Source organism: Rheinheimera sp. D18, from assembly GCF_004345025.1.
Classification (GTDB): Bacteria; Pseudomonadota; Gammaproteobacteria; order Enterobacterales; family Alteromonadaceae; genus Alishewanella; species Alishewanella metallidurans.
The window spans coordinates 760,291-777,149 of sequence record NZ_CP037745.1 but is presented as its reverse complement, the minus strand read 5'-3'; the positions used below and the strand labels follow the sequence as shown (position 1 = coordinate 777,149).

General features: G+C 44.3%; 16 protein-coding genes. 8 read left to right on the top strand and 8 right to left on the bottom strand.

The genetic code is table 11. The features are described from left to right. Positions 1-48 precede the first annotated feature (48 nt). From E0Z06_RS03715 to pepB, 4 genes are all read right to left on the bottom strand, one after another. Positions 49-2,202 carry a winged helix-turn-helix domain-containing protein gene (locus E0Z06_RS03715; protein WP_132582008.1) on the bottom strand — a complete coding sequence of 718 codons (2,154 nt, stop codon included), beginning with the start codon at positions 2,200-2,202 and terminating at the stop codon, positions 49-51. An 18-nt stretch (positions 2,203-2,220) separates the two neighbouring features. Further along, positions 2,221-4,500 carry a penicillin-binding protein 1B gene (gene mrcB, locus E0Z06_RS03710; protein ID WP_243695553.1) on the bottom strand — a complete coding sequence of 760 codons (2,280 nt, stop codon included), beginning with the start codon at positions 4,498-4,500 and terminating at the stop codon, positions 2,221-2,223. Next, on the bottom strand, positions 4,497-6,941 hold the full coding sequence (gene hrpB / locus E0Z06_RS03705; RefSeq protein WP_132582006.1) for an ATP-dependent helicase HrpB: 2,445 nt from the start codon (positions 6,939-6,941) through the stop codon (positions 4,497-4,499). Before hrpB ends, mrcB begins: the two co-directional genes overlap by 4 nt. Positions 6,942-7,006: 65 nt before the next feature. After that, complete coding sequence (gene pepB / locus E0Z06_RS03700; protein ID WP_132582004.1) at positions 7,007-8,299, bottom strand: aminopeptidase PepB; 1,293 nt, start codon at positions 8,297-8,299, stop codon at positions 7,007-7,009. Between the two features lie 257 nt (positions 8,300-8,556). On the opposite strand from pepB, the gene dksA reads away from it, so the two are divergent. Genes dksA through panC form a run of 6 tightly spaced genes read left to right on the top strand, consistent with a single transcriptional unit; the run spans position 8,557 to position 13,667 of the window. After that, entirely contained in the window at positions 8,557-9,006 is a 450-nt protein-coding gene (gene dksA, locus E0Z06_RS03695) for an RNA polymerase-binding protein DksA (RefSeq protein WP_132582002.1), read from the top strand. Between the two features lie 13 nt (positions 9,007-9,019). Then, positions 9,020-9,901 carry a tRNA glutamyl-Q(34) synthetase GluQRS gene (gene gluQRS / locus E0Z06_RS03690; RefSeq protein ID WP_243695552.1) on the top strand — a complete coding sequence of 294 codons (882 nt, stop codon included), beginning with the start codon at positions 9,020-9,022 and terminating at the stop codon, positions 9,899-9,901. Positions 9,902-9,961: 60 nt separating this feature from the next. Then, positions 9,962-11,470 carry a polynucleotide adenylyltransferase PcnB gene (gene pcnB / locus E0Z06_RS03685; RefSeq protein ID WP_132581998.1) on the top strand — a complete coding sequence of 503 codons (1,509 nt, stop codon included), beginning with the start codon at positions 9,962-9,964 and terminating at the stop codon, positions 11,468-11,470. A gap of 2 nt (positions 11,471-11,472) precedes the next feature. Further along, positions 11,473-11,967, top strand: coding sequence for a 2-amino-4-hydroxy-6-hydroxymethyldihydropteridine diphosphokinase (gene folK / locus E0Z06_RS03680; protein ID WP_132581996.1), 495 nt, complete (start codon positions 11,473-11,475; stop codon positions 11,965-11,967). Between the two features lie 51 nt (positions 11,968-12,018). Beyond that, positions 12,019-12,810, top strand: a complete 792-nt coding sequence (gene panB, locus E0Z06_RS03675) for a 3-methyl-2-oxobutanoate hydroxymethyltransferase (RefSeq protein ID WP_132581994.1) — start codon at positions 12,019-12,021, stop codon at positions 12,808-12,810. A gap of 5 nt (positions 12,811-12,815) precedes the next feature. Continuing rightward, entirely contained in the window at positions 12,816-13,667 is an 852-nt protein-coding gene (gene panC, locus E0Z06_RS03670; RefSeq protein ID WP_132581992.1) for a pantoate--beta-alanine ligase, read from the top strand. 56 nt (positions 13,668-13,723) lie between these two features. Here the strand turns inward: panC and E0Z06_RS03665 are convergent, their stop codons facing one another. Further along, complete coding sequence (locus E0Z06_RS03665) at positions 13,724-13,918, bottom strand: hypothetical protein (protein WP_132581990.1); 195 nt, start codon at positions 13,916-13,918, stop codon at positions 13,724-13,726. Positions 13,919-14,134: 216 nt separating this feature from the next. Between E0Z06_RS03665 and cysZ the strand changes: the two genes are divergently transcribed. Further along, positions 14,135-14,896: a sulfate transporter CysZ gene (gene cysZ / locus E0Z06_RS03660; RefSeq protein WP_132581988.1), complete on the top strand. Its 762-nt coding sequence runs from the start codon at positions 14,135-14,137 to the stop codon at positions 14,894-14,896. Here cysZ and E0Z06_RS03655 read toward each other — a convergent pair. The 3 genes from E0Z06_RS03655 to E0Z06_RS03645 are packed head-to-tail and all read right to left on the bottom strand — an operon-like array spanning position 14,893 to position 16,450. Beyond that, a complete protein-coding gene (locus E0Z06_RS03655) occupies positions 14,893-15,339 on the bottom strand; it encodes a flavodoxin (protein ID WP_132581987.1) in 447 nt (148 codons plus the stop codon). The genes cysZ and E0Z06_RS03655 overlap by 4 nt on opposite strands. Further along, the gene (gene truC, locus E0Z06_RS03650) at positions 15,321-16,133 is read right to left on the bottom strand and encodes a tRNA pseudouridine(65) synthase TruC (protein WP_207903138.1); all 813 of its coding nucleotides are present in this window, start codon (positions 16,131-16,133) and stop codon (positions 15,321-15,323) included. Before truC ends, E0Z06_RS03655 begins: the two co-directional genes overlap by 19 nt. Beyond that, positions 16,130-16,450: a YqcC family protein gene (locus tag E0Z06_RS03645; RefSeq protein ID WP_132581986.1), complete on the bottom strand. Its 321-nt coding sequence runs from the start codon at positions 16,448-16,450 to the stop codon at positions 16,130-16,132. Before E0Z06_RS03645 ends, truC begins: the two co-directional genes overlap by 4 nt. Before the next feature lie 109 nt (positions 16,451-16,559). Between E0Z06_RS03645 and E0Z06_RS03640 the strand changes: the two genes are divergently transcribed. Continuing rightward, positions 16,560-16,859 carry a DUF3301 domain-containing protein gene (locus tag E0Z06_RS03640; protein WP_132581984.1) on the top strand — a complete coding sequence of 100 codons (300 nt, stop codon included), beginning with the start codon at positions 16,560-16,562 and terminating at the stop codon, positions 16,857-16,859.

Sequence of the window (16,859 nt, the reverse complement as noted above, 5' to 3'; positions counted from 1 at the left end):
AATCTTATTTAATCTCTACGAAATTATTATAAAGTGGTTATAAAACACTTAGGGCAAATCAATTTGAGCAATATCAAAGTCACCGCGAACCGATTGTAGTATATACACCGACTCCTCATCAGGCGATAAGCTGAAGCGGCTGTGGTATAAATTTGATTCTAAAGCAATGGATAGTTCGCGGGTGGTGAAATCATAATATTGCAGCTGATAGTTAATATCATTCAGTAAATAGGTAAAGTACACACCTTTACTTTTCAACTGAAACTTCAGCCAAAGTTGATTTTCTGGCAGCTGAATCGGCAATTCTTCTACTTTGTTATTGCTATGCCATCGCACGTAAAACTTTTTGCTAATTGCATCACGCCATATACTGTATTTGCCATCATAACTTTCAATATATAGCTCTCGGTTTTCAGCAAATATGCTCGCTGTTTCCTCTTCGCCAGAGATAATTAAACGAATAATATTCCAACGAGCATTTTTTGATTCTGCATAATAGATGGCACTTCCATCGCTACTCCATACTGGTGAGGAAATTAAATTATCGCCGCCGGTAGCAACTTTTCTTGGTGACTGAGTGGCTGACAATAACCATACTTCGTTATTTACCTGCGCTGCTAAAGTTTTACCATCTGGTGAAAATACTAAGCTTCTAAAGCGCTCTCTAGTGTTAAAAAACGTAATTTGTTTTTGACTACCGTCGGGGTAAAATAACCAAACTTGTGGCAAACCCGAGCGTCTAGAGACCACAGCAATAGGATCACCCGCTATTGGGCTTACTTCAACCAAACTTTCGTTTCGGTTAGAGCTAAATACGGTCTGTGTAGACACTTTAGAATTATGCAACATATTGGGTGTTTTAGTAATATTGATATGCGAAAAATTGCCAACACTGGCATAAACCCTACCACTTTTGGCAATTTGAATTTCCGAAGCTGAAGAATCAGTGTAAGCGATAACTTTAACTTCACCGCTATTAACATCTACCTTGCTGAGTGTCGTGGGCCCTGAAGGATAAATAATAGCATTATTAGTAAGATCCCAATCAGCATTTCCCGGCATAGTATCAGTGATGTTAGTCAGCATTTTTGTTTCTCGGCTCGATAAGTTTAATATCCATAACTGAGCCGCTCCAGCTGCATCACGTAAAAAAAGTATCTTGGAACCATTACGTGAAAATCTCGCAGCATAATCACCAAAGCTATTTGGTGGCGGCACAGTAAGCTGTTCAGCAAGCCCGCTATGCACAGGTTTAAGCATAATGACCATTTGCTTTTGTGCACTCATGGTTGGATAAATTAGATAATTACCATCTGGAGACCATGAGATACGAGACGAAATGGAATTAACACCACAAGTTACAACAAGATCATCGCTAGCAACTGTTAGTTTTTCTAAGTTAAGTTTAATAACACGAATCTCACAAGCACCATCCGGATACATCCTGTGATAAGCAATTTGTTTGTTATCTGGGCTAAATGCCGCACCAAAACTGCTGTAGCTAGGTTCTGTAATCCGTGTTTGTTTGTACTCCAGTAAATCCTGTAACATCAGCACAGTCACACTTTCAGCATCCGGACTAGCATAGCTAAAAGCAAGATACCGCTCATCAGCAGAAACGTTATGGTAAAACTCTAAACCATCCATCGAAGTGACAGGTTTGTAGCGCAGCATTGGGATATCCGTTGCCATTTTCTCTACTGCACCTGAATCGGCAGGCCATAGCCACCAAAAAAGTGCTGATACAAGCAGCAGTAGTACTAAGACATACATTACTAAACGCTTTAACTTTTGCGGTTCGTCACTGCTAGTAACAGCGTCTGATGGTTCGCCATTATATATATTTACTGCATTCTGAATTACAGACACCGGCGCAATAAAGCGATAACCGCGCTTAGGAATGGTTTCGATATAACGAGGTTCACGAGTATCATCACCTAAAGCGACACGTAATACCCGGATAACGCGGGTAACGCGACCGTCCGATACGTCGCGAATACCCCATACGTCCTGTAATAACTCGTCTTTGGTAACGAGCCTTCCCGCATTAACAATAAAATAGTTAGCTACCTTTTGTGACAGGTTATCTAAATCTGCGGTAACAGCTATTTTTCCGTCGCTAGCAAACTGCACCAGTTTGTCTTGCTCAGGTAAATACTGCCATTCACCCACTTGCAAGGGGCTTTCAGGTTTTATTGCCATAAGTTCCGATAACCGATGTTATTCTGCGATACATTTAGACATTACTGGCATTTCAACTGAAATCGCTGGTAATAACAATATGTTAAAACAATTAGATCCTTGCGGATAACCTGTTTTTAACGAAAATGCCTGTAAAGAAATCTTGTCAGGTATAACGCGCAGCATCGAATTAACACCATGCTGACGGTAAAACTGGCTAAATACACCTAAGGCTCCGGTTGAGCCGGTAAGCCCTATCGCTTTGTTGTCATCCCGCCCCAACCAAACCGTCGTCAGTGTGTCTTGATCAAAGCCACTAAACCAGCTGTCACGATAATCACTCGATGTCCCCGTTTTACCCGCCAGAATTTGCCCAGGAAACGCTGCTTGCAATGCTTTTGCGGTACCGGTTTTTGCTGCCTGCTTTAATGCATATTGCAACAAATATACTTCTTCTTCTTTGTAACGCCGCGTTAGCGGGGTATCGCGTAAATGTAATACATGCCCACTGCTATCGGTTATCGCCTGAATGGTGGTTAATTGCTGATGCAAGCCATTATTCGCAATGGTTTGATACAGTTGTGTAACCTCAAGTGGGCTTAATTCAATGGCGCCAAGAAGCGCGGCAGGATGTAACTTTACTTTTCGGCGTAAGCCCAACTTTCTTAAACCATCACCTACTGCCGGTAAACCAACCTGTAATCCTAAACGCACTGTGGGTACGTTTAGCGAGTTGGCTAAGGCGTCAATTAGCATTACCGGGCCGCGGTGTTGCTTATCAAAATTTTGTGGCTGCCAATCTTGATCATTGCTGCGCAACCTTATTGGCACATCTTCTAGCATCGATGCTAATGAATAACGCCCTTGTTGTGCTAAGGCTTCTAAATAGATCACCGGCTTAATAATGCTACCTATTTGGCGCTTAGCATCTATAGCTCGATTAAAGCCACCTTGCACAGCATCTTTACTGCCAACCATAGCAATAATTTCGGCCTGCTGATAATTTGCAACAATTACTGCCGCTTGCAGTTCAGGATCAAGCCCTGCCAACTGCGCTTTTGTCGCTTGTTCAGCAGCAAGTTGTGCTTGGGTGTCTAAATAGGTAAATACTTTAATACCCTGATTTTTATCATTGGCATCAATACTTAACTGGCGTAATTCCTTTTTAACCGCATCTATGTACGCTGCATTACCGACATTAAGATATTGGTTGCGCGATATAACTGTTATCGCTTGTTTAACCGCATGTTCGTACTGTTGTCGGTCTAACAAGTGCTGTTCAAACATTAAGCGCAATACCAAATCTCGGCGCTGTTGCGCACGCTCGGGGGAGCGACGAGGATCAAAATAAGACGGGCCTTTTAGTAAACCAATCAGTAAGGCATATTCTGCGGGTTGCAGTTCGCTTAGCGGTTTACCAAAATAAAACCGGCTACCAAGGCCAACACCATGCACAGCATTGGCGTAGTTTTGTCCAACAAACACTTCGTTTAGGTAGGCTTCTAAAATTTGATCTTTGTTAAAACGGTAATCTAATACCAAGGCGATTAGCGCTTCATTAGCTTTACGCCAAATAGTGCGATCACTACTAAGAAACATATTTTTAGCTAACTGCTGAGTAAGTGTTGAGCCGCCCTGTACCGTGCGCCCCGCCACCATATTTACCCATAATGCACGCAGTACTGACAGCGGAGATACGCCATGATGGTGATAAAACTCACGGTCTTCGACTAACAACAGTGTATCTTTGAATAATTCAGGTACCTGTTCTAAGCGCACCAGTTCGCGGTCTTCTTGTTGTGCGGCAACTAAATGTTCAATTAACTGCGGTTCAAGCCGAGCAAAATTAAGCCCTTCTTTTTGTTGGCGCTGCATGATGCGGTTAATGCCACTGCGATTAAACTCGACGCTAAATAACTGTGCGGCTTCGTAGCCGTCGATGTAAGTAAACGGGCGACGATAAATAGTAATATGGTTGCGCGATACGCTATATTGTCCGGGCGCAGATAGTTCAGCATTGCGCTGATACTGTAGGCTTTCTAACTGGGCTATAAGTTGCTGCTGGCTGATTAACTTACCTGGTACTAATTCCATACTATGGGCATAAATTTGTGCCGGCACTTGCCATTTTTGGCCAGCAAATTTTTTGCTGATTTTGCTATCAAGATAAACCAGATAAAATACCATAACCAACAGCGCTAATATTGCCAACTTAAGCAACAACATGGCTATGCGCTGTATATAAATCACCAATTTTGGTCTAGGTTTTGTTGATTTAGCTTTTGGCTTTACTCGGTTAGTTGTGTTGCTTTTACTCACTTTAGCATCGCCTTTTTTGTTTTTGTTGTTGGCATTGCCTGCGCCGGATTTTCTGGCCAATAGTGTTTTGGATAACGCCCGCGCATTTCTTTTCGTACATCTTGCCAAGCGTTTTGCCAAAAACTAGCCAAATTTTGTGTTACCTGTAATGGCTGTCGCGATGGCGATAACAACTCGATAGTAATATTTTGGCTACCTTGCAGTAACGTCGGTGACTGCATTTGACCATACATTTCCTGAACACGCACTGAAAGCCTTGGCCCAGCATCGGGCAAGTAATCAATTTTTATATTGGAACCGGTAGGCGCTTGCCAGTGTGTAGGTAATAGCTGATTTAACAGTTGCTGCTGCGTATAGCTTAAACACTGCATTAATGCTTCATACACCGGCAGTTGCTGCAGTGCTGCACTCTTACTAATATTAGCTAAATATGCGCCCAACCAACTATTTATGCTGCTCAGCAAAGTGCTATCAGAAAAATCTGGCCAACCGACATTGGGCTGCTTTTGCTGCAACAGCAAAACTCGACTACGCAGTTGCAATGCACTATCGCTCCAATTTAAGCAAGTAAGCCCTTTAGATGTAATGTAGTTTAGCCACGCCTGTTGCTTTTGTTCAGCACTTAACTGTAATAGCGCAGGTTTAGCCGCTAGCTGACACTGGCCAAAATTAAGTTGCTGTTCGGTATAAAAACTACCGACTTTATCATCCCAAAAGGTTTGGGTCTGCCAGCATAATTCATCTTGCCAGTCTGCCATCAGCTGCTCAGGCGTAATAGCCACCGCATGATAGATACGATTTTCGCGACCAAACTGTTGTATATATAAAACCACTAACCAAGCTTGCCCGGTTAAGCTGTGATGCGGTTGTAACGTTGCACCAATACCGTTTGATAACTGATAACCCTGGCCGCGATGTTTGGCTAATCGATCGGGAACAGCGCGCAATAAAAGTATCGGCGTTAATTCAGTCGGCATTGCCGCACTAAGCTGACAACCTAAGATCCGAGCAAAGCTCTGTGCTTGTTGCCATTGCTGAGGCAAAGTTTGCTTCATTCTACCCAGCAAGCTGTAGATATCATCTTGTAATACGCGGCTATCTTCCATTAATGCCGCTAACAAACAAGCTAATGCCATAGCACCAGCATGGCCTTGCTGCTCTAACGTTTTTGCATGCAATAACATTGCGGCCAGCCTAGGCTCGGTGCCAAGTTGGTGCGCAGCTCGGCCTTTAGCGGTAATAACGCCTTTGGTATCAATAAAACCTAATTGCTGCAGCAGTTGCTCAGCCACCACTATATGCGCAACCGGTGGCGGTGTAAGCCAATGTAAATCGTTAATCTGACAGCCCCAAGCTGCCACCTCTAAACGCAGTGCAGTTAGATCGCTACTATCAATTTCTGGTGCTTCAAACCGCGCCCGACGTTGCCATTTTTCTGCAGTATCTAGTCGGTAACAATGGCCTGCTAGTAACCGGCCCGCTCGGCCAGCCCTTTGTGTCGCGGCAGCTTGGCTAATAGCAGCGGTTTCTAGCACGCTTAAACCCTGGCGTGGATTAAACCGACTTTGCCGACACAGTCCACTATCAATAACTACGGTAATACCGTCTATGGTTAAACTGGTTTCAGCCAAATTAGTAGATAATACTATTTTGCGTTGCCCTGCCGGTGGTGCGGCAATAGCGGCTTGCTGCTGTGCTAGTGTTAAGCTACCGAGTAATAAGTGCAGCTGAGTATTATCCGGCAAGCCTTGCTTTACTAATAACTGCGCGCACTGCTGAATTTCACTTTGTCCCGGTAAAAATACCAAAACATTACCCGAATGCCGCTGCAGAGCTTGCTGCACCACACGCGCAATTTGCGCCGGTATAGGTTGTTGTTCGGGTAGTACATAATCAATAGTGACCGGATAGCTACGCCCCTCGCTTTGCAAGGTTGGAGCTTGTAGTGCTTGACCTAAATGAGTCATGTCTAATGTTGCTGACATAATAAGCAGCTGTAACTCGGGTCGCAGCTGTTGCACCTCTAAGCACAATGCTAGCGCTAAATCGGCATGTAACGAGCGCTCGTGAAATTCGTCAAACAATAGCAGGTCAACGTCAGATAGCTCAGGATCTTGCTGTAACTTACGCGTTAATATACCTTCAGTAACAATAAGTAACCGTGTTTTAGCACTATGCTTATGTTCTTGGCGAATTTGATAACCAACGGTTTCGCCAACAGCTTCCCCTAACTGTTGAGCTAAATAAGCGGCAATATTTTTCGCCGCTAGTCGGCGCGGTTCTAACATCAACAAGGTTTTTTTGGCATAACTTGGATGCTGTAATAAATACAGCGGTAGGAAGGTCGATTTGCCAGCACCGGGTGGAGCCGACAATACAACTTTATTATGTTGCTGCAATAACAACAGCAATTCTGGCAGCACATCAGCAACAGGTAACAACGGTTAATCCAACTTAAATAGAGTTAGTAAGCCGCACCTTAGTTGCTAAGGTGCGGCAAATTTAATTAGGCTTCAGCTAATAATGTGGCGCTGATGGTACGAATACCTTGCCCAGTAGCGCCAGCGGCCCAATAACCACTATTATTGTTGTTAAAGGCGGCAGCTAAATCAAAATGTAGCCAACCTGCACCGTTGTTCGGTACAAAACGACTTAAAAAACCAGCAGCGTTACTGGCACCGCCGGCACCACCGCCTTTTACCGGTCTACTATTAGCGGTATCAGCATAAGCTGATGGGCACTGCTGCTGATGCCAAAGTTCTAAGGGTAATGGCCAGGTTGGTTCTTGTACCTGTTGCGCATACGCTAGCGCTTTTTGCGCCAGTGGTTTATCTAGTGCGAATAAAGCATTATATTCTGCACCTACCGCAGTTACTGCTGCGCCGGTAAGCGTTGCCGCATCAATAATTAATTTCGCCCCAGTTTCTGCTGCACACATTAAACCATCGGCTAACACTAAACGACCTTCAGCATCGGTATTAACAATCTCAACCGTGGTGCCGTTTTTATAGGTAATAATGTCACCTAATTTGTAGGCATTGCTGCTAATCAGGTTTTCAGCACAACATAAAATAAGTTTTACTCGCTTAGTTAAGCCCTGCAATATGGCCAGTGCTAATGCAGCAGTTACCGTTGCAGCACCACCCATATCACATTTCATAGTTAACATACCTTCGGTAGCTTTAATCGAGTAACCGCCGCTATCAAACGTTATTCCCTTGCCCACTAAAGCTGCACTCACTGGCGTATTAGCATTAGCTGTTGGATTAAAATCTAACACCAACATTGCTGGTTTACGTGCACTACCGCGGCCAACCGCATGCAAGCCATGCCAACCTGATGCTAATAGTTGCTCATCCAGTAATATTTGGCTTTGCACTGTACCAGGTGCAGCAACGTCAGTAATAAAGGCTATCGCGGCTTTTGCAAGCTGTTCAGGGTACAAATCTTCTGGTGCTTGATTAATAACTTTTTTCGCCCAAGCAAAACACTGCACTAAATGCTTAAGTTGCGTTTGTGTCGCGGCATCACCACAAAACGTTACTCCAGCTTGTTTTTTCGCTGAACAAAAACCTTGATAAAACGCCCACTGAAGCTCGACGCTCCAAAGCTCACCCGTTAGCTGTACCTGTGTTAAACCAAAGTTGTCTAAGCTGCGGGCCGCTTTTTGCACACTGCGTAGGGCATCTTGCTGATTAAAATGAATTTGAAAACCATCGGCTACGGGTGTTATTAATGCTTTGCCCCATTTATCTGCCGCATTAGTTGACTGTAATTGAATTTGCACCACGTCTAACATAAGTTGTCCTTGTTGACTAAATATCGCTTATTTATGGTCTAGAGTGTATCACAAGGCTTTGCTGGTAAAACACCGACACGTCATTTTGCAGTTGCAACAAGTTAAGTACAATGCTATACCGTGCCGTTCGAAAAAAGATGACGTTGCTATAGGCTATCTGTATACTGCCGCGTCTTTTAAATCAGATTGCGATGCGTGCAATATTCTGCTATCCATAGCCGCCATTATGTTGGCTTGGCATTTTACAGGAGATGATTATGCCAGAGGGCAATACTAACAAAACTCTTGGCTTACTAGCCCTTGCAGGCGTAGTACCTTATCAAGAAGCTGTCGGGGAAGAGTACATGAACCCGAAGCAATTGGAACATTTCCGTCGTATTCTGGACGCTTGGCGTCAACAGTTACGCGAAGAAGTAGATCGTACCAAAAATCATATGGCTGACGAAGCGGCTAACTTTCCGGATCCAGTAGACCGCGCCGCCCAAGAAGAAGAGTTTAGCTTGGAACTGCGCGCCCGTGATCGTGAGCGTAAGCTACTGAAGAAAATTGAAAAAACGTTACAGCAAATCGAAGATGATGATTTCGGATTCTGTGACACCTGCGGTATTGAAATTGGTATTAAACGGTTAGAGGCTCGCCCTACTGCCGATATGTGTATCGATTGCAAAACCTTAGCTGAAATTAAGGAAAAACAACTGGGCGGCTAAGATGCCCGGTGTTATGCCTACTTATATAGGCCGGTTTGCGCCCTCGCCTTCCGGCCCTCTTCATTTTGGCTCCCTTATTGCTGCAGTTGGTAGTTACTTGCAGGCGAAAAGCCAGCATGGCCAATGGCTAGTGCGCATGGAAGATATTGATACTCCACGCATGGTTGCTGGTATGGACAGCGATATTCTGCGTACTCTAGAGCAATATGGCCTAAACTGGGATAGCACGGTGGTTTATCAAAGCCAACGGCTTGACCGCTACCAAGATATTTTTCAACAATTACAACAACAACAGCTGGTTTATGGTTGCCAGTGTAGCCGTAAGCAAATAAGTGAGCTGGGCGGTATTTATAATAATTATTGTGCCCCACGCCAATTACATTCCGGTAAACTTGCTTGGCGTCTGTGCAGCAACAACGTACAACCCTATTTTACTGATCGTATTTTTGGCGAGCAGCATATAAGTACCGAACTTGCCAACGAAGACTACATAGTTAAACGTCGCGATGGGTTATTTTCATACCAGTTAGTGGTCGTTATTGATGATATTGATCAAGGCATTACTGAGGTTATTCGTGGTGCGGACTTATTACCGATGACACCGCGTCAACAAGCGTTATGCCAATTACTAAAAGCAAAGCCACCCAGCTATGGCCACCTACCACTGGCGGTGTTAGCGCCAGGCTTTAAACTCAGCAAGCAAAACTACGCCACGGCAATTAGCCAATGGTCGGCAAATAGCGTTTTAACTCAGGTTTTAAGCTTCTTAGGGCATACACCGCCCAAAGAGTTAAAGCTAGCACCGGTGACAGAACAGCTACTCTGGGCGAGTAAAAATTGGCGGCTGGAGCAAATCCCAGCACAATTGGAAATAAATATTACAGAATTTCGTTAAGCGTCGGCCGATTAATTCTTTTTTCTGCCTAGCTGCGGTATTATTAGCCCGTTTTTAAAAATGCCGTATAAAACGGTATTGCTCAGGAGAATTACCATTATTTCGCGAGTGTTAGATTTTTGCCGCAGAACCATCAGCGGTAAGTCCAAGGCTAATAAAGCCCAAGAAATTAGCCGAGAAAATACCACACCAACTCCGGTGCGTGCGCCTCGTGCCCCTGCTGCTGCCAGCTTACTGCCAGCGGTGCAACGCATAACCCGTGATCAGCACGCTATATCACGCAAAGATATCAGCCCTAATGCGCTTAAAGTACTCTACCGGCTTAAAGATGCAGGTTTTGATGCTTACTTAGTTGGCGGCTGTATTCGCGACCTACTGTTAGGTATTAAACCAAAAGATTTCGATGTGGTTACTAGTGCCAACCCAGAGCAAGTAAAGCAAGTATTTCGTAATTGCCGTTTGATTGGCCGCCGCTTTCGCTTAGCACATGTGGTTTTTGGCCGCGAGATCATTGAAGTAGCCACCTTTCGTGGTCACCATAGTGGCGCCGACGATGAAACTGATGTTGCTCCTAAGCAGAAAACTGCAAGTTTAAGCGATCATGGCCAAATTTTACGTGACAACGTATATGGCACTATTGAAGAAGATGCCGAACGGCGTGATTTTACTATTAATGCCTTATATTACTCAGTAAGCGATTTTTCGGTATACGATTTTGCCAACGGCATGCAGGCTATAGCAGAACGTAAAATTGAGCTGATTGGCGATCCAGAAACCCGCTACCGTGAAGATCCAGTACGTATTTTACGTGCCATTCGCTTTGCCACTAAATTAAATATGCAAATTGCTCCAGCTACAGCAGAACCTATAGCGCAACTTGCCGTAATGCTGAAAAACATACCGCCAGCACGTTTATTTGACGAACTAGTAAAATTACTGCTAGTTGGTAAAGCCTTTGATAACTTTATGCTAATGCGCGACACCAAGGTATTAAAGCAACTGCTGCCGCAGCTAGATAAGCTGATCAATCAAGATCCGGCCGGTAAAGCTTTTCAATTAGCGACCAAAGCACTACAAAATACCGATGAACGCGTTGATGCGGACAAACCAGTTACACCGGCGTTTATTTTTGCCGCATTACTATGGTATCCAGTAGAACTACGCAGTCAGGCCCTAGTTATTGATGGTTTAAGTGAAATTGATGCCATGAATATTGCTATAACTGAAGTTTTAGACGATATCCAGCGCACTATCGCTATTCCGAAACGCTTTACACTGGCGATGCGAGATATCTGGGCATTGCAAAGTCGTTTAACAAAACGGGCTGGCCGTCGCGCATTTAAACTGCTTGAACAACCCAAATTTCGTGGCGCATATGACTTTTTACAGCTGCGTGCCAAAGCTGAAGCCCAAGACAGCGGCTTGCCAGAATTAGCACTGTGGTGGGAACGTTTCCAATTTGCTGACGAAACAGGCCGCTTACAGCTAATAAATCACTTAGGTAAAGAAGGCATCGATAAAGGTCCACGCCGCAGACGCAGCTATAAACGCAAATCGTCAGAGTCGTAAACATGCAACGCTGTTATCTTGGTTTAGGGGCTAATTTAGAGCAACCTATAGCGCAACTGCAACTAGCGGTAGAAGCATTGCGTAATTTACCACTTTGCAGCCTAATCGCTGTGTCTGATTTTTATGGCTCTAAACCTATGGGGCCACAAGATCAGCCCGACTACGTTAATGCTGTTGTCGCTTTAGATACTAAGCTTGAAGCCGAGCAGTTACTTGATGCACTGCAACAAATAGAGCAACTGCAAGGCCGTAAGCGTAAAGCCGAGCGTTGGGGGCCACGCACGCTAGATTTAGATATTTTGCTGTATGGCGACCACATCATTAACACGGCACGTTTAACTGTGCCGCACTATGGTATGCGTAGCCGCGAGTTTGTGTTGTATCCACTGCATGACATTGCACCGCAGCTGGTGTTGCCCGATGGCACAACGCTAACGTCTATACTTGGGCAGCTGCCGCGTAATGGCCTGCAAAAACTTGATAGCAGTTGCAGCTAATCGCACTTTGTGCGATCTTGCGCCTCCTGCGAATTGGTCGGATGAGATATTATGGCTAAAATCACCACTGCCGTATTACAAAAAATGAAACTGCAAGGTGAAAAAATCACCATGCTTACAGCCTACGATGCCAGCTTTGCTAAGCTATTTGCCGAACAAGGTGTAGAAACACTGCTAATAGGTGATTCATTAGGCATGGTACTGCACGGAAAAAATGACACCCTAGCCGTCACTACTAACGATATTGCCTACCATACCCGCGCTGTACGCGCAGGTGCTCCCGACGCCTTTGTTATTGCCGATATGCCGTTTATGAGCTACACCTCGGTAGAGCAAACTATGCAAAGCGTAGTACCGCTAATGCAAGCGGGTGCCAACATGGTAAAGCTTGAAGGTGGTGAGTTTTTATTAGCTACGGTAAAAGCGCTAACCGAACGTGGTGTGCCGGTATGTGGCCATTTAGGCTTAACGCCACAGTCAGTAAATATTTTTGGTGGCTATAAAGTACAAGGTAAAACCGATGCTGCAGCCGCCGCCATGATAGCTCAGGCTAAAGCCTTGCAGGACGCGGGGGCACAGCTACTAGTGCTAGAATGCATTCCAACAGCGTTGGCCAAGCAAATTACCTACGCATTAACTATACCGGTTATTGGTATTGGTGCCGGTAACGTCACCGACGGCCAAGTATTAGTTATGCACGACTTGTTAGGCATCAGCAGCGGCTATATCCCTAAGTTTTCTAAGAACTATCTTGCGCAAACTGGTGAGATAAGAAGTGCAATCAGTGCTTACGTTAGCGAAGTAAAAAACCAAACTTTCCCTGGTAACGAACATAGTTTTTAAAGCCGATGAATATACTTAACTCGATTGACGCACTACGTGCACAAATTAGTATCTGGCGTAGAAATGGTGAAACCATTGCTTTTGTGCCTACCATGGGCAACCTGCATCAAGGACATTTGCGCTTGGTTGAGGTTGCGAAAACTAAAGCTGATAGAGTTATAGTCAGCATCTTTGTTAACCCAATGCAATTTGGTAAAAACGAAGATTTACATAGCTACCCTCGTACCTTAGAAGCCGATTGCCAAGGGTTAAGCGACTATGGCGCCGACGTCGTATTTACACCCACGCCCGAAATGATGTATCCACGTGGCCTAGATGTACAAACCTATGTTGAAGTGCCAATACTGGGCGACTTACACTGTGGCGCCAGCCGTGCTGGGCATTTTCGCGGTGTATCTACCATTGTGTGTAAGTTGTTTAATATTGTGCAGCCAGATGTTGCCTGCTTTGGTTTAAAAGACTATCAGCAACTCGCCATTATTCGTCAGATGGTTATAGATTTGTCTATGCCGATTGATATCGTTGGCGTGCAAACTGAACGTGCCGAAGATGATCTCGCACTAAGCTCACGTAACGGGTATTTAACTGCAGAACAACGGGCTCAGGCACCAGCTCTATTTAAAATACTAAAGCAGTTACGCACACAAATTTTAGCCGGTAACCATAACTACCGCCAATTAGAACAGCAAGCGAAGCAGCAGTTAATTGATGCCGGTTTTACACCAGACTATATCGATATTTCTGCGCAAAGCGACTTAGCGTTAGCCACCAACAAAGAGCAGAAAAAAGTAGTTTTAGCGGCCGCTTGGCTTGGTAATACGCGAATCATAGACAATATAGTAATAGAAGAAGTATAAGTGTACTGATAGAAATGGCAGCCTACGCTGCCATTTCTATATTTAATGCACGCTACTTAGCCCATAAACAACATTACCGCGTAGCCTATTAAGCCTGCCGCAGCAAACATGCCGTATTCTAAACGTTGTTCAAATTGTTTTTCTGCGCCAACAGTTGCCGGCACAAAGAATGCTGAAAACAGAAAGGTTAACCCTGCCAACAAACACAATATCGTTATAGCAAATATCAGCGCAGAGCCTAACATCATCATATCCCACCCCTATCTGAAGTTGTTGTAAATATTAAAACACACCGCGCTGCGGCAAAAAGTGCTTATATTCTAGCATAAAACTGCTACTAAAAAGCTAGCTACCATTACATGCGTTATATTCTGTTACCAAAAATTCCGCATCTCACCGACCTATCTCGCACGGTCGTGCCTTATACTACCAACTAAGCTGGCAAGCTATTACAGATTGAGGTTGTAATGTACTATTTTTTTCGTGGCTTAAGTTTGATCCACACCAAAGGTTTAAAACGTTTTGTATTAGTACCGCTAAGCATAAATTTAGTGTTGTTTTCATTTGCCTTTTATTTTTTACTGCAGCAAGTCAACCTGCTGATTAGCGCTATACAGCAATATTTGCCAAGCTGGCTACACTGGCTTGAATATCTGTTGATCCCACTTGGTGTAATGACCTTAGTACTGGGCTTAGCTTATAGCTTTACTATGCTGGCTAACTTTATTGCCGCGCCCTTTAATGGTTTGTTAAGTGAAAAAGTAGCAGCGCATTTAAGCGGTAAAACCGTACCCGACATTGGCATAGCGGGCTTTTTAAAAGATGTGCCGCGTTTGTTGGGCCGCGAGTGGCAAAAATTTATTTATGCCGCACCACGGGCTATTGTACTATTTGTTCTATTTTTATTTTTACCGGTTATTGGTCCAATTTTATGGTTTTTATTTACCAGCTGGTTGCTGGCAATTCAGTATGTTGATTACCCTTACGACAACCATAAAATTAGTTTTAGTACTATGCGACAACAACTGCGCAGCCAACCAAGCACCAGCTTTGCCTTTGGCATTACCGTTAATATTGCCTGCATGGTCCCTTTGTTTAACCTATTTGTTATGCCAATAGCCGTTTGCGGCGCTACAGCAATGTGGGTAGACAAGCTGGCTGCACAAAATGATCCAGCACTTAAAGCGCCAGGAGCCAAAGCCTACAACAAACTAGATAAATATTGCTAAACAGCCGAAAAACATTGCTCTAACCACGGTAAAGCTAGCGTTTCTGGCTCTAGGGTTTCACCCGCATCGATACGCAGCATAGGCGCTAACTCGGTGCCTTGTAGCTCTAGCAGCAAGCTTCTAAACTGCTCGCCGGCGCCACAAAATGTATCGTAACTGCTATCTCCCAGTGCAACCACAGCAAACCGCTTACCGGTTAATAATGGGAAGCGGTTTTGTAACTCCAAATAGAATGGAAACAGGTTATCTGGAATATCGCCATCACCCGTAGTTGAGGTAATAACCAGCCAAATATCGGCATCAAATGCTAATACGTTATCGAGTTTGGCGTCATTATAAAAACTAACCTCGTGGTCAAAACTAGCTAATAACGGCAGTGCCTGTTCAGCAACATATTCGGCAGCACCATAAACAGTACCTACCATTAGGGCGATTTTTGCCATTTATCCTCCGAAAAAAACGTAGTGAATTGTTGTTGGTAATAATCATCATCTATTGGCCAGCCAAACTGGCTAAACACAGGCTCTAGCTCATTGAGGCTGGCATTAAGTATTAATAACTCGCCCGTAACCGGGTGCGGTAACCGTAGCTGTTTCGCAATTAGCATTAAGCGGCGACAATTAAAATGGTCTTTGAACAACGCATTATGCTTGCCATCGCCATGGCTAGTATCGCCAACAATGGGGTAGCGTAAATGGGCTAAATGACGACGCAATTGATGCTTACGTCCGGTTATTGGCTGCAGTGCAACTAACGAATAACGCGCGGCTGGGTATTTACTTACCGCAATAGGTAACTCAACTTGTGCTAGCGGTTGATAACGGGTGATAGCCTCTTGCGCGGCCTTGTCATCGCGACTAAATTTGTCAGCAATTTTATCTAATTGTTCTTTGAGCGCATAATTTAGCTCGCCACCTTGCGGCAAAAAACCTCTTACAACAGCAAGGTAATGCTTGCGCCAAAATTTTTTCTCTTGCTGCTCACTGAGGAAGCGCGCTACCTCACTAGATAAAGCAAACAATAGCACGCCGGAAGTCGGCCTATCTAAACGATGCACCGGAAACACATGCTGGCCAATCTGGTTACGCAACGTTTGCATTACAAACACGGTTTCATGTTTATCTAAAAATGAGCGATGCACTAGCATACCGCTAGGCTTATCTACCGCGACAATATGCTCATCTTGATAAATAATCTTAAGCAGTTCGGTTAATGCAAAAGGTACAGCTGAACTCATGTTGCACCACAAAGAGTTTGATCTAGCTTGGCAATAATAGTCAGTAATGGCACCACACGTTTATCTGCAGGGTTAAAGGCTTGCTCTGCTATTGGCGATATACCAATCTTATTCGGTAGAGGATGTTCTGACTCTAGTAGCGCACGCATGCGTGGAATAAACACATGTTGCAACCATTGCTGCAGTGTCATCGTGTCATAACAAAACGGCAGATTGCTGGCCATAGCCTTTGCCGATGGCGGTAACACACTCCAATATTGTAACTGTTTAAGCTCGGTCTCTAACGCTGCTAGTAACGACTCAACTACATCTGACATAACTACCTCATTTAATGCGCTGTAGTTTACCATAAGCAATAGCCGCAGCCAGCCCTTGTAAATTCATCTAACTAACAGCATGATCAGACATTAGCCTATGGAGAGATGTATGGGTTCAGTATTACTATTGCTGATTATCAGCACAATTTGTTATGCTTTTTGGTTACAGCGCAAGCAAGATGAACGCGCCATTGTGGTCGCAAACCAGTTATGCCAGCAACAGCAATTACAAATGCTAGATTGCGGCCGCTCAGGCCATAGCTTTAAAAAAATCAATGGCCGGCTGCGCTTTATTACTTTTTATCAGGTCGATTTTAGCGGTGATGGTGAAAGCCGCTATCAAGCAGAATTACAACTTAATGGTATGCGATTAGCAGCCTTTAATTTGCCTGCTTATCGCATTAACTAA

Bases quoted from the DNA above. Each gene is read 5' to 3' on its own strand.
- pcnB (WP_132581998.1), top strand. From the start codon at position 9,962: ATGCCGTATAAAACGGTATTGCTCAGGAGAATTACCATTATTTCGCGA.
- E0Z06_RS03665 (WP_132581990.1), bottom strand. From the start codon at position 13,918: ATGATGATGTTAGGCTCTGCGCTGATATTTGCTATAACGATATTGTGT.
- E0Z06_RS03655 (WP_132581987.1), bottom strand. From the start codon at position 15,339: ATGGCAAAAATCGCCCTAATGGTAGGTACTGTTTATGGTGCTGCCGAA.
- E0Z06_RS03715 (WP_132582008.1), bottom strand. From the start codon at position 2,202: ATGGCAATAAAACCTGAAAGCCCCTTGCAAGTGGGTGAATGGCAGTAT.
- gluQRS (WP_243695552.1), top strand. From the start codon at position 9,020: ATGCCTACTTATATAGGCCGGTTTGCGCCCTCGCCTTCCGGCCCTCTT.
- cysZ (WP_132581988.1), top strand. From the start codon at position 14,135: ATGTACTATTTTTTTCGTGGCTTAAGTTTGATCCACACCAAAGGTTTA.
- E0Z06_RS03645 (WP_132581986.1), bottom strand. From the start codon at position 16,450: ATGTCAGATGTAGTTGAGTCGTTACTAGCAGCGTTAGAGACCGAGCTT.
- pepB (WP_132582004.1), bottom strand. From the start codon at position 8,299: ATGTTAGACGTGGTGCAAATTCAATTACAGTCAACTAATGCGGCAGAT.
- panC (WP_132581992.1), top strand. From the start codon at position 12,816: ATGAATATACTTAACTCGATTGACGCACTACGTGCACAAATTAGTATC.
- E0Z06_RS03640 (WP_132581984.1), top strand. From the start codon at position 16,560: ATGGGTTCAGTATTACTATTGCTGATTATCAGCACAATTTGTTATGCT.
- folK (WP_132581996.1), top strand. From the start codon at position 11,473: ATGCAACGCTGTTATCTTGGTTTAGGGGCTAATTTAGAGCAACCTATA.
- dksA (WP_132582002.1), top strand. From the start codon at position 8,557: ATGCCAGAGGGCAATACTAACAAAACTCTTGGCTTACTAGCCCTTGCA.
- truC (WP_207903138.1), bottom strand. From the start codon at position 16,133: ATGAGTTCAGCTGTACCTTTTGCATTAACCGAACTGCTTAAGATTATT.
- panB (WP_132581994.1), top strand. From the start codon at position 12,019: ATGGCTAAAATCACCACTGCCGTATTACAAAAAATGAAACTGCAAGGT.